This is a genomic window from Actinacidiphila glaucinigra (assembly GCF_035918135.1).
Taxonomy (GTDB): Bacteria; Actinomycetota; Actinomycetes; order Streptomycetales; family Streptomycetaceae; genus Actinacidiphila; species Actinacidiphila glaucinigra.
In genome coordinates, this window is the sequence record NZ_CP109144.1 from 4,529,820 (window position 1) to 4,542,264 (window position 12,445).

The 12,445-nt window shown below is 73.0% G+C and carries 12 protein-coding genes; 10 read left to right on the forward strand and 2 right to left on the reverse strand.

The annotated features are described in order from the left end of the window. The first annotated feature begins 10 nt into the window (after positions 1 to 10). On the forward strand, positions 11 to 1,498 hold the full coding sequence (locus OIE69_RS20215) for an aminopeptidase P family protein (protein WP_326573455.1): 1,488 nt from the start codon (positions 11 to 13) through the stop codon (positions 1,496 to 1,498). Positions 1,499 to 1,561: 63 nt separating this feature from the next. Here OIE69_RS20215 and OIE69_RS20220 read toward each other — a convergent pair whose 3' ends face one another. Continuing rightward, the gene (locus tag OIE69_RS20220) at positions 1,562 to 2,008 is read right to left on the reverse strand and encodes an ATP-binding protein (RefSeq protein WP_018558220.1); all 447 of its coding nucleotides are present in this window, start codon (positions 2,006 to 2,008) and stop codon (positions 1,562 to 1,564) included. A 212-nt stretch (positions 2,009 to 2,220) separates the two neighbouring features. On the opposite strand from OIE69_RS20220, the gene OIE69_RS20225 reads away from it, so the two are divergent. From OIE69_RS20225 to OIE69_RS20265, 9 genes are all read left to right on the forward strand, one after another. Continuing rightward, complete coding sequence (locus tag OIE69_RS20225) at positions 2,221 to 2,964, forward strand: hypothetical protein (protein WP_326573458.1); 744 nt, start codon at positions 2,221 to 2,223, stop codon at positions 2,962 to 2,964. Between the two features lie 94 nt (positions 2,965 to 3,058). Then, the gene (locus OIE69_RS20230) at positions 3,059 to 3,823 is read left to right on the forward strand and encodes a YcnI family copper-binding membrane protein (RefSeq protein ID WP_326573460.1); all 765 of its coding nucleotides are present in this window, start codon (positions 3,059 to 3,061) and stop codon (positions 3,821 to 3,823) included. A gap of 77 nt (positions 3,824 to 3,900) precedes the next feature. After that, positions 3,901 to 4,566 (forward strand): SCO family protein, encoded by a 666-nt coding sequence (locus OIE69_RS20235; protein ID WP_326573462.1) that lies wholly within the window; start codon positions 3,901 to 3,903, stop codon positions 4,564 to 4,566. Beyond that, positions 4,563 to 5,012, forward strand: coding sequence for a copper chaperone PCu(A)C (locus OIE69_RS20240; protein ID WP_326573465.1), 450 nt, complete (start codon positions 4,563 to 4,565; stop codon positions 5,010 to 5,012). The genes OIE69_RS20235 and OIE69_RS20240 overlap by 4 nt, the downstream gene beginning before the upstream one ends. Positions 5,013 to 5,022: 10 nt before the next feature. Further along, positions 5,023 to 6,909: a copper resistance CopC/CopD family protein gene (locus OIE69_RS20245; protein ID WP_326573466.1), complete on the forward strand. Its 1,887-nt coding sequence runs from the start codon at positions 5,023 to 5,025 to the stop codon at positions 6,907 to 6,909. Then, positions 6,906 to 8,141 (forward strand): iron uptake transporter deferrochelatase/peroxidase subunit, encoded by a 1,236-nt coding sequence (efeB, locus tag OIE69_RS20250; protein WP_326573468.1) that lies wholly within the window; start codon positions 6,906 to 6,908, stop codon positions 8,139 to 8,141. The genes OIE69_RS20245 and efeB overlap by 4 nt, the downstream gene beginning before the upstream one ends. A gap of 35 nt (positions 8,142 to 8,176) precedes the next feature. Next, complete coding sequence (pheA, locus tag OIE69_RS20255) at positions 8,177 to 9,106, forward strand: prephenate dehydratase (protein ID WP_326573470.1); 930 nt, start codon at positions 8,177 to 8,179, stop codon at positions 9,104 to 9,106. Between the two features lie 584 nt (positions 9,107 to 9,690). Next, on the forward strand, positions 9,691 to 10,968 hold the full coding sequence (serS, locus tag OIE69_RS20260; protein WP_326573472.1) for a serine--tRNA ligase: 1,278 nt from the start codon (positions 9,691 to 9,693) through the stop codon (positions 10,966 to 10,968). After that, a complete protein-coding gene (locus OIE69_RS20265; protein WP_326573474.1) occupies positions 10,965 to 11,780 on the forward strand; it encodes an HAD family hydrolase in 816 nt (271 codons plus the stop codon). Before serS ends, OIE69_RS20265 begins: the two co-directional genes overlap by 4 nt. Here OIE69_RS20265 and OIE69_RS20270 read toward each other — a convergent pair. After that, positions 11,716 to 12,432: a rhomboid-like protein gene (locus OIE69_RS20270; protein WP_326573476.1), complete on the reverse strand. Its 717-nt coding sequence runs from the start codon at positions 12,430 to 12,432 to the stop codon at positions 11,716 to 11,718. The genes OIE69_RS20265 and OIE69_RS20270 overlap by 65 nt on opposite strands. Positions 12,433 to 12,445: the final 13 nt, after the last annotated feature.

A 12,445-nucleotide genomic window follows, 5' to 3' on the forward strand; every position in this document is an offset into this window, starting at 1 on the left:
CCCACTTACGATGGGGTGGTCTACAGCGAGGAGGCACGACGTGGTCGAGGACCGCGCTCCGGAGACCCCGGAAGGCGACGAGCCCATCAAGCAGCGGAAGAACGGCCTGTACCCGGCCGTCTCCGACGAGCTCACCGAGGTGATGAAGTCCGGCTGGGCCGACACCGAGCTGCGCGACCTGCAGCCGATCGAGCAGGCACCGTACGCCGCCAAGCGGCGCGCGGCGCTGTCCGCTCGCTTCCCCGGGGAGCGGCTGGTGGTCCCGGCCGGCAACCTGCGCACCCGCGCCAACGACACGGAGTACCCCTTCCGTGCCGCCAGCGAGTACGTGCACCTCACCGGCGACCAGACCCAGGACGCCGTCCTGGTCCTGGAGCCCAACGGTGACGGATCTCACGACGCCACCGCCTACCTGCTCCCCCGCTCCTCGCGGGAGAACGGCGAGTTCTGGCTGGACGGCCAGGGCGAGCTGTGGACCGGCCGCCGCCACAGCCTGACCGAGGGCGAGGTCCTGCTGGGCCTGCCGTGCGCCGACGTCCGCAAGGTCGCCGACGTGCTGCGCGAGGCCACCGGCCCGGTCCGGGTCGTCCGCGGCTACGACGCCGGCATCGAGGCGGCGCTGACCGACAAGGTCACCGCCGAGCGCGACGCCGAGCTGAAGGAGTTCCTGTCCGAGCTGCGGCTGGTCAAGGACGAGTGGGAGATCGGCGAGCTGCAGAAGGCCTGCGACTCCACCGCCCGCGGCTTCGAGGACGTCGTCCGGGTCCTCGACAAGGCCGAGGCGACCTCCGAGCGCTACATCGAGGGAACGTTCTTCCTGCGCGCCCGCGTCGAGGGCAACGACGTCGGCTACGGCTCCATCTGCGCGGCCGGCCCGCACGCCTGCACCCTGCACTGGGTGCGCAACGACGGCCCGGTCCGCTCCGGCGACCTGCTGCTGCTCGACGCCGGCGTGGAGACCCACACCCTCTACACCGCCGACGTCACCCGCACGCTGCCCGTCAACGGCACGTACACCGACATCCAGCGGAAGATCTACGACGCCGTGTACGACGCCCAGGAGGCCGGCATCGCCGCCGTCCGCCCCGGCGCGGCCTACCGCGACTTCCACGACGCCGCCCAGCGCGTGCTCACCGAGCGACTCGTCGAGTGGGGCCTGCTGGAGGGTCCGGTCGAGCGCGTCCTCGAGCTCGGCCTGCAGCGCCGCTGGACCCTCCACGGCACCGGCCACATGCTGGGCCTGGACGTCCACGACTGCGCCGCCGCCCGCACGGAGACCTACGTCAACGGCACGCTGGAGCCGGGCGTGGTCCTCACCGTCGAGCCGGGCCTGTACTTCCAGGCCGACGACCTGACCGTGCCGGAGGAGTACCGGGGCATCGGCGTGCGCATCGAGGACGACATCCTCGTCACGGAGGACGGCAACCGGAACCTCAGCGACGGCCTGCCGCGCCGCTCCGACGACGTCGAGCGCTGGATGGCGGCCCTCAAGGGCTGACCCCGCCACCCGGACGGCCGGCCGGGGCCGCACGGACCTCCGTGCTGCCCCGGCCTCCGTGCGTCAGGAGACCTTGAGCAGCGAGTCGTCCCGCCACTTGAGGATCTTGTCGAAACTGACCACCGCCCCGTGTCCGGGACGGTTGTGGAAGTGGACGTGGTCCACCAGGGCCTCGATCAGGAAGAGTCCGCGCCCGTGCTCGGCGTGCTGGTCCTTCTTCGCCAGCGGGCGTACGGAGTGGTGCGTACGGCGCAGGTCCGGGGCGAAGCCCGGGCCGGAGTCCGCCACCTCGATGCGGCATCGGTCGCCCTCGATGCGGGCCGTCACCCGGTACTCGCCGTGGGCGGCGTGCTCAACGGCGTTGGCACAGGCCTCGGTGAGGGCGACGGACAGGTCGTAGGAGATGTCCGGGTCCACCCCGGCCGTCTCCATCGTCCCCAGCAGGAGCCGGCGGGCGAGCGGAACGCTCGCAGCCTCGCGCCGCAAGTGGAGGGACCACCAGATGCTCATGCTCAGCCTCCTGGCTGCGGCTCGACATACCGATACGTATTGCCCCGAAACACGGTCGGTAAGCGTGGCGTTGACGTGATGCCAGCCATACGGCGGATGCCCTCGCTCCATGAGCGGGTGTAGGAACGGCACCGGACGCCATAGCACAGACCGGCGTGTTCCGGGCCCCGCCGTTCGCGAGACGGGTGCGCGGTGAGAGGATGACGCCCGTCATGTCTTCTCCCGTGCGCGCCGGCGCCGATCTGCGACTGCTGCGGGCCGCGGTGTTCACCGCGGTCTGCGTCGTGTTGTCCTCGGGCGCGCACATGCTGGCGTCGGGGCACGGGGTACCCGGCTGGACGCTGGCGGCGGGCTGGCTCGCCGTCTTCGCCTTCGCCGCCCCGCTCGCCGGGCGGGAGCGCTCGACACCCGCCATCGCGACCGGTCTCGCCGGCGGACAGCTCGTGCTGCACGTGCTGTTCAACCTGGGCGGGATCTGCGGTGGCGGCGGGGTGGCCGAGATCGCCGGACGGCTGCTCTGCGACGAGCGGGCGACCGAGCTGCCCTCCCACGTGCACACCGTGGCCGGAGCCGGCCACATGGCGGGCATGCCCGGGATGGCCGCGATGCCCGGCATGTCCCCCGCGGCCGCCGAGAGCACGATGCTCTCCTACAGCCTCCCCATGCTGCTCGGGCACGCGGTCGCCGCGGTGACCGCCGGCTGGCTGCTGCGCCGCGGCGAGGCCGCGCTGTGGCGGCTGGTCGCGCTGTCGGTCCGGGGGCTGGCCGAGTTGTCGGGCGGCGCCCTGCGCCATGCCGTCGCGCTCGTACGCCTGCTGCTGACGGGCAGCCCGGCCGTGCCCTGCGCCGTCCCCGGCGCGGGCCGCACCGACGGCTCCGCCCCCGTGCCGCACACGGTGCTGCTGCGGCACAGCCTGGCCCGGCGCGGTCCGCCGGCGCACGCCCTCGCGGCCTGAACGCGACCCGCTCCACCGACGTACGAGGGCGGAGTCGCGCGCCGCACGCGTGCCATCCGCCACCTTTCCTCCGTCACCGTGGAGTCTCCGCATCATGAACACCGTCATGCGCCGCGCCACCGCCCTCGCCGCCGTCACCGGGGCGGCCGTGCTCGCCACCGCCGTCCCCGCCTTCGCGCACGTGAGCGTCCAGCCCGGCAACGCCGCCAAGGGCGGCTACAGCACGGTCGCGTTCAAGGTCCCCAACGAGGACGACAAGGCGTCGACGATCAAGGTCGAGGTCAACCTGCCGGGCGACCACCCGATCGCCTCTGTCTCCGTCCAGCCGGTGGCCGGCTGGACGGCGCAGATCACCAAGACCAAGCTCAAGACCCCGCTGAAGACCGGTCACGGCGACCTCACCGAGGCCGTCACGAAGATCACCTGGAGCGGCGGGAAGATCAAGCCCGGCGAGTTCCAGCAGTTCCCGGTCTCCCTGGGCCCGCTGCCCGAGGACACCGACCAGCTGGTCTTCAAGGCGCTCCAGACGTACGACAACAAGGAGGTCGTGCGCTGGATCGAGGAGCAGCAGAAGGGTCAGGAGGAGCCGGAGCACCCGGCGCCCGTGCTGGCCCTGGCCGACGCCGCGGACGACGGCCACGGCCACGACGCCTCCACCTCGGACGACAAGAAGGACGACGCCAAGGCCGAGCCCGTCTCGGCCACCGGCGACGCCGCCACCGAGAAGGCCGCCTCCGCCGACGCCAGTGACACCACGGCCCGGGTGCTCGGCATCGTCGGCATCGTCGTGGGCGTGCTCGGCGTCGCCTTCGGCGTGGTGGCCGGCCGCCGTCGCGGCACCGGCACCCCGTCCGCCTGACGCACCATCGCCGGGGCGGCCGCCGCGCACGCACCGCGGCCGCCCCGGCGCCGCACCGAATTCCTGGGGAACCCCTGATGCGTACCACCCTCAGGGCGGCAGCCTCGGCCGCCGCCGTCGCCGCACTCGCCCTGACCCTCGCCGCCTGCGGCGGCTCGGACGGCGGAACGGACGCCTCCGGCGCCGAGCCCGTCGTCTCCATCGACGCGACACCGAAGGCCGCCACGGTCCTCGACACGCCGTTCGAGAAGCCGGACATGATCCTCACGGACACCCACGGCAGGACGTACGACTTCACCGAGCGGACCAAGGGCCGGCCGACCTTGCTCTTCTTCGGCTACACCCACTGCCCGGACGTCTGCCCGACGACGATGAGCGACATCGCCATCGCCAAGTCGAAGCTGCCCGCGACCGAGCAGGACCGGCTCGTCGTCGTCTTCGTCACCACCGACCCCGAGCGCGACACCCCGAAGCGGCTCGGCGAGTGGCTGGGCGCGCAGGACAAGTCCTTCGTCGGCCTCACCGGCGACTTCGCCACCATCCAGGCGGGCGCGCGCTCGCTCGGCGTGGACGTGGAGAAGCCGGTGAAGGAGAAGGACGGCAGCATCACCGTGACGCACGGCGCCCAGGTCGTCGCGTACTCGCCGAAGGACGACAAGGCGCACGCGCTGTACATGTCGGGCACGACGTCCGAGGAGTTCGCCGCCGACCTGCCGAAGATCATCGCGGGACGGACCCCGTGACCCGCTCCCTGCGGCGGATCCCCGTGGCGGCGGCCCTGGTGCTGCTCGGCGCCACGGCCTGCTCGGGGTCGCCCGACGGTCCCGAACTGAAGGTGAGCGGCGCCTACATCCCGCAGCCCGCGCTGGCGGACATGGCGGCCGGCTACTTCACCGTCGCCAACACCGGCGGCCGCGACGCCCGGCTGACCTCCGTCACCAGCGACCTGTCCGGCGACGTCACCCTGCACAGCACCGAGGACAACCGGATGCGCCGGGTGACCTCCTTCACCGTCCCCGCGGGTGGGCGGCTCACACTCGCGCTGGGCGGCAACCACCTGATGCTGACGGACCTGGAGCACAAGCCCGTGGCCGGCGAGCGGGTGTCGCTGCGGCTGCATTTCGACGACGCGGACACCATCGACGTACGGGTACCGGTCAAGCCCGCGGGCTACCGCCCGGGGGACTGAGGAGAGCGCCATGAGGGTGATGACGAAGTCCGCGCTGCGCCTGCTGGCCGTGCCGCTCGCCGTGCTCGGCCTGCTGCTCGGCACCGCCGCGCCGGCGTCCGCGCACGCCGCGCTGGTCGGCTCCGACCCGGCCCAGGGATCGGTCGTCAAGACCGCGCCGGCGCAGGTGCGGCTGACCTTCTCCGAAGGCGTGCTGCTGTCGAGGGACGCCATCCGCGTCCTCGGCCCGGACGGCGAGCGCGCCGAGACCGGCGACGCGAACGACGCCGGCCGGGGGAACACCACCGCGGCCGTCGCCCTGCGCCCGGGGCTCGGCAACGGCACGTACACCGTCGCGTGGAAGGCCGTCTCGGCCGACAGCCACCCGGTGGCGGGTGCCTTCACCTTCTCCATCGGCGCGCCCTCCAAGACCTCGGTCGCGCTGCCCACCCAGGAGGTTGGCGGGGGCGCCGTCGGCACCCTGTACGACATCGCCCGCTACGCCGCCTACCTCGGCTTCGCGCTGCTGGTCGGCGCCGCGTTCTTCATCGGCGTGTGCTGGCCGGACGGCGCGCGGACGCGGCCGATGCGACGGCTGGTGGCCACCGGCTGGGCCACGATGGTCGCCGCGACGATACTGCTGCTGATGCTGCGCGCCCCCTACGCCAACGGGGGCGCGCTCGGCGACGCCTTCGACCTCGGCGGCGTACGGGACGTCCTGGACACCCGGCCCGGCGCGGCGCTGCTGTCCCGGCTGCTGCTGCTCGCCGCGGGCGCGGTGTTCATCGCGGTGCTCTTCGGCAGCTGGGCCAAGCGGGAGGACCCGGTCGAACGGCAGGACCTCGCCTGGGGCCTGGCCATCGGGGGCACGGTCGTGTCGGTCGGCCTGGCCGCGACGTGGGCCATGGCCGAGCACGCCTCGGTCGGCATCCAGGCGTCGGTGGCGATGCCCGTCGACATCGTGCACCTGCTGGCCATGGCCGTCTGGCTCGGCGGCCTCACCGCGCTGCTGGCCGCTCTGTGGGGCGGGCAGCGGGTGGAGCGGGCCGCGGTGCGGCGTTTCTCGAAGATCGCCTTCGGGGCGGTGGTGACCCTGGTCGTCACCGGCGTCTACCAGTCCTGGCGTCAGCTCGGCTCCTGGGACGCGCTGGTGTCCACCGGCTACGGGCAACTGCTGCTCGTCAAGGTCGGCCTGGTCATCCTGCTGGTGGAGCTGGCCTGGCTGTCCCGCCGATGGACCGCGCGGCTCGGCGAGACGGCCGTCCGCGGCAGGGCGGCAGCCGTCGCCCAGCCCGTCGCGGCGGGACGGAAGGGCGCGGGCGGCGGAGGCGGCGACGCATCCGAGCGCGCCGGGCAGCTGGCCCGGCAGGAGGCGGCGCTGGCCAAGGAACGCGCCCGCAAGGAGCGCGACGGCGACGCCGAGCGCACCGGCCTGCGCAAGTCGGTGCTGGCGGAGGTGGCCGTCGCGGTCGTGGTGCTGGCCGTCACGACGCTGCTGACCGGCACCCAGCCGGGCAGGGCCGCCGAGGAGGGCGCCGCGCAGCAGGCGTCGGCGCCGGTGGCCGAGGTGCCCGAGCCGCTGGACGTGAGGATCCCGTTCGACACCGGGGGTACCGACGGCAAGGGCGAGGCGGAGGTGACCATGGATCCGGGCGGCATCGCCGAGAACGAGCTCCACCTGCTGGTCACCGCCCCCGACGGCCGGGCCTTCGACGTCCCCGAGGTGCAGATCTCCTTCACCCTGAAGTCCAAGAAGATCGGGCCCATCCCGGTGACGCTGGGGAAGGTCGACACCGGGCACTGGAGTGCCGCGAACGTCCAGATCCCCGTCCCCGGGGAGTGGACGATCGCCGTCACCGTCCGGACCTCGGACATCGACCAGGTCACCCGCACCAAGGTAGTGAAGATCGGCTCATGAACGACCGCCCTCAGGACCTCTCGCGGCGCCGTCTGCTCGGCACCGCGGGCGCGGCGGGCGCCGCGGGACTGCTCGTGGGCGGCGCCTCCGGCGCCGTCACCGCGCACGCGACGCGGGACGAGGCCACCGCGCTGACCTCGGTCGGCGCCACGGCCGTCCCCTTCCACGGCACCCACCAGGCCGGCATCACCACCCCGCTGCAGGCCCGCGGCCACCTCGTGGCCTTCGACCTGGCCGCGGGGGCCGGCCGCAAGGGCGCCGCGGCACTGCTGCGCCGCTGGTCCGCGGCGGCCGAGGCGATGACGGAGGGCAGGGCGCCCGCGGGCGACAACCAGGTCGCCCTGGACGCCGGGCCGTCCTCGCTCACCGTCACCTTCGGCTTCGGCCGCACCTTCTTCACCAGGACGGAGCTGACCGGGCGGCTGCCGGAGGCCCTCGCCCCGCTGCCGGACTTCGCCTCCGACGCCCTCGACCGACGGCGCAGCGACGGCGACCTGTGGATCCAGATCGGCGCGGACGACGCCCTGGTCGCCTTCCACGCGCTGCGCGTACTGCAGAAGGAGGCCGCGGGCACGGCCTCCCTGCGCTGGCAGATGAACGGCTTCAACCGCACCCCCGGCACGACCGCCGAGCCCCGTACCGCACGCAACCTGATGGGCCAGGTCGACGGCTCCAACAACCCCCGGCCCTCCGACCCCGACTTCGACGCGCGGGTCTTCGTCCCCGCCGCCGGCTCCCCGCAGTGGATGGCGGGCGGCTCCTACGCGGTCGTCCGGCGCATCCGCATGCTGCTGGACACCTGGGACAACCTGCCCCTGGAGCGCCAGGAGAAGGTGATCGGGCGCCGCAAGGCCGACGGCGCGCCGCTGTCCGGCGGCACCGAGGCGAGCAAGCCCGACCTCGACAGGATCGGCCCGGACGGCCGTGCCTTCGCGATCGCCGCCGACGCGCACGTCCGCGTCGCCGCCCCGGCCTCCAACGGCGGCGCGGCGATGCTGCGGCGGGGCTACTCGTACCACGACGGCTACCGCGACGACGGCGCGCCGGACGCCGGGCTGCTCTTCGTGGCCTGGCAGGCCGACCCGCTGAAGGGATTCGTGCCGGTGCAGCGCAAGCTCGACCGGGGAGACGGCCTGTCGCGCTTCCTGCGCCACGAGGCCGGCGGGCTCTTCGCGGTCCCGGGCGGCGCGGCGCCGGGCGAGTACGTGGGCCAGCGGCTGCTGGAGTCCTGAGGAAGGGCGCCGTTCCAGGGCCTAGGCTGACAGACATGTCGCCGGCGAGCCGTTACACCTATCTCGGCCCTGAGGGCACGTTCACCGAGGCCGCGCTCCGGACGCTGCCGGAGGCGGCCACCCGCGAGCTGGTGCCCATGGTCTCGGTGCAGGCCGCGCTCGACGCGGTGCGCTGCGGGGAGGCCGCGGCCGCCCTGGTGCCCATCGAGAACTCGATGGAGGGCGGCATCACCGCGACGCTGGACGAACTGGCGGCGGGCTCCCCGCTGATGATCTACCGCGAGGTGCTGCTGCCCATCGCGTTCGCGCTGCTGGTCCGCCCGGGCACGGGGCTCGGGGACGTCAAGACGGTGACCGGTCACCCGGCGGCCCAGGTGCAGGTGCGCAGGTGGCTGTCGGCGCACCTGCCGGACGCCGCGTGGGAGTCGGCGGCCTCGAACGCCGACGGCGCCCGGCTGGTGGCGGAGGGCCGGTACGACGCGGCGTTCGCCGGTGAGTTCGCGGCGCCGACGTACGGGCTGGAGCCCCTGGCCACGGAGATCCACGACGCGGCGAACGCCGAGACCCGCTTCGTACTGGTGGGCCGTCCGGCCCGGCCGGTCGCGCCGACCGGCGCCGACAAGACCTCGGCGGTGTTCTGGCTGGGCGACGACCACCCGGGCGCGCTGCTGGAACTGCTGCAGGAGTACGCGGTGCGCGGGGTGAACCTGATCCGCATCGAGTCGCGGCCCACCGGTGAGGGGATCGGCCGGTACTGCTTCTCGGTGGACTGCGAGGGGCACATCACCGAGCGCCGGGTGGGCGAGGCACTGATGGGCCTGAAGCGGATCTGCCCGCAGGTGCGTTTCCTCGGCTCGTACCCGCGCGCGGACGAGGTGCCTCCGCAGCAGCGCAAGGGGACCACGGACGAGGAGTTCACGGCCGCGGCGGACTGGCTGGGCCGCGCCCTGGACGGGCGGGTCTGAGGCGTTCGCGCACCGCTTCACGGGGCCTCCGGTGAACAACCGGTGGCCCCTTCGGTTGTCCACCGCGTTATCCACAGGCCCCTGCCGCGGGCTGGGGATAAGTCGACAGAACAAGTCGCCCAATGAACCGCCAGATCGACAAATCGGCACACTCGCGCCAAGTGGGTCCACAGACCCACAGGTCATCATTCGTCATCCCAATACCTTCGAACAACTCGATAGAGGGAAGAGTTCTCACTCGAAAGTGAGTGTTAAGAGGGTTTGGACCGGGAATCCATGCCCCCGCACCCACCCCGCGGAATGATCAAGTCCATCTTCCACAGCCCATCCACACCCGCTGTGGACAAGTGAAGGGGCAACCCCTCCCCCTGTGGATAACCCTCCGCACCGGACCTGCCCCAACTGCCTTTGTCCACAGGCCACATGCCCTCCCCGGAGGGATGCGAAGAATTCGGTTGACGGTAACCGACCCGCCATTATCGGCGGTGCGGCATTCCCCGCGGCCTCCTTTCGAAGCGGACATAACGCCCCATAAAGCACTTAACTTGTCGCGTCCGCACCCGGCGCACCGGTAGCCTGTTCCCGTGATTGACCTTCGCCTGCTTCGTGAGGACCCCGACCGTGTGCGCGCCTCCCAGCGCGCCCGTGGAGAGGACGTCGCACTCGTCGACGCCCTCCTCTCCGCCGACGAGCGGCGCAGGTCGTCCAGTACCCGCTTCGACGAGCTGCGCGCGGAGCAGAAGTCGCTGGGCAAGCTGGTCGGCAGGGCCCAGGGCGAGGAGCGGGCCGAGCTGCTGAAGCGGGCCGAGCAGCTCAAGGCCGCCGTCAAGGCCGCCGACGCCGAGCAGCACGAGGCCGCCGAGGAGGCGCAGCGCCTGCTGCTGCAGCTCGGCAACATCGTCCACCCGGACGTCCCCGTCGGCGGCGAGGAGGACTTCGTCGTCAAGGAGCTCGTCGGCAGCCCGCGCGACTTCGCCGGGGAGGGCTTCGAGCCCAGGGACCACATCGACCTCGGCGAACTGCTCGGCGCCATCGACGTCGACCGCGGCGCCAAGGTCTCCGGCTCGCGCTTCTACTACCTCACCGGCGTCGGCGCACTGCTGGAGCTGGCCCTGGTCAACGCGGCCGTCGCGCAGGCCACCGCGGCCGGCTTCACCCCGATGCTGACCCCGACGCTGGTCAAGCCGGAGGCCATGGCCGGCACCGGCTACCTCGGCCAGGTCGAGGACGACGTGTACTACCTGGAGAAGGACGGCCTGTACCTGGTCGGCACCTCCGAGGTCCCGCTCGCCGCGTACCACATGGACGAGATCATCGAGGCGTCCAGGCTGCCGCTGCGCTACGCGGGCTTCTCGCCCTGCTACCGGCGCGAGGCGGGTTCGTACGGCAAGGACACCCGCGGCATCATCCGCGTGCACCAGTTCGACAAGGTGGAGATGTTCGTCTTCACCCGCCCCGAGGACGCCGAGGCCGAGCACGCGCGGCTGCTCGAGTGGGAGAAGCAGTGGCTGACCTCGCTCGAGCTGCCCTACCGGGTGATCGAGCTGGCCTCGGGCGACCTGGGCTCCTCCGCGGCGCGCAAGTTCGACTGCGAGGCGTGGATCCCCACCCAGGGCAAGTACCGCGAGCTGACGTCGACCTCGAACACCACCGAGTTCCAGGCCCGCCGGCTGTCGGTGCGGCTGCGGGACGAGAACGGCACCCGCCCGCTGGCCACGCTCAACGGCACGCTGTGCGCCATCCCGCGCACCATCGTCGCCATCCTGGAGAACCACCAGCAGGCCGACGGCTCGGTCCGCGTCCCCGAGGTGCTGCGCCCCTACCTGGGCGGCCGTGAGGTGCTGGAGCCGGTCGCCAAGTGACCTCTCCGCTCCCCTACCGCCTGATCGCGACGGATCTCGACGGCACGCTGCTCGGCCCCGACCACACCGTCTCGGAACGTTCCCGCAAGGCGCTCGCCGCGGCCACCGCGGCGGGCGCCGGGCACATCGTCGTCACCGGGCGCCCGGTGGCCCGTACGGTGCGCGTCCTGGAGGACCTCGGCTACGAGGGCCTGGCCGTCTGCATGCAGGGCGCGCAGGTCTACCACGCCGGCGAGCGCCGGCTGCTGACCTCGGTCACGCTGGACCGGCAGACCGCCCGGACGGCGCTGGCCAAGATCGAGGCGGAGACCGGCCGGCTGGCCGTGGCGGCGGCGCTCGACGGCGTGGACGGCGACATCGTCCTCGGCCCCGGCTACCGGCTGTTCGACTCCGAGCTGCCGGTGGGCGGCGCGGTGGAGGACGTGGAGGGGCTGTGGGCGTCCCCCGTCAGCAAGCTCTACATCCAGCGCCCGGGGATGAGTGACGACGAGCTCGCGCAGGCCGCGACCGCGGCCGCCGGCGGTCTGGTCAGCGCCGTGATGTCCGGTACGGGCATCGTGGAGCTGCTGCCGCTGGGCCTGTCCAAGGCGCGAGGGCTCTCGCTGGCCGCCCGCCGGCTGGGCGTGACGGCCGCGGAGACCATCGCCTTCGGCGACATGCCCAACGACCTGCCCATGTTCGAGTGGGCGGGTCACGGCGTCGCGATGGGCAACGCCCACGCACTGCTCAAGGCGGCCGCCGACGAGGTCACGGCCTCCAACGGCGAGGACGGGATCGCCCTGGTCCTGGAGCGGCTCTTCCCCGGGGCGTGAGCCCGCGGCACGCGAGGCCGATCAGCAGGGCGATGACGTGCCCGAGGTCGGTGTAGGTGCGGGCCGGGGTCACCAGGGGATAGGCGAAGAAGCCCACGGCGGCGAGCAGATAGGGCAGCCGCCAGGGCGGACGCACGCGGTGGGCGAGTACGCCGACGACCCCGGCGAGCCCGTAGCTGACGCCGATGTCGACGGTGCGGGCGAGCGAGGCCGGCAGCCGGTCGGCGTGGATGCCGAGCAGGACGGCCTGCTGGCTGAGGACGCTCGCCCCGACATGGGCCAGCGCGGCGACGCCGAGCCAGCGCCGGGTGCCCAGCCAGCGCTCGGCGGGGGCGTGGACGGCCTCGAAGCAGAGCGCGTACAGCCCGAAGGCCCCCGGGGACTCGGTCCACAGCGCGCTGCCGAGCAGCGCGCCGACCGGCCGGGAGCCCAGCTCCGCCAGGTTCGTGCTGTTCTGGTGCAGCAGGAAGGACCGCAGGTCCGGCGGGGCGGCCGCCATGACGCAGCTGGTCGCGGCGAGGACCAGCAGCCAGATGTGCGTCCCGGGAGTGGAGCGCACCCAGGCGCGCACGTCGGGGACGACGACCCGGGCCGCCGCGCCGCGCAGTGCGGAGCGGCGGCGCCCGGTGCCGGCCGTCTCGTCCACTGCCATCCCCTCCATCGTG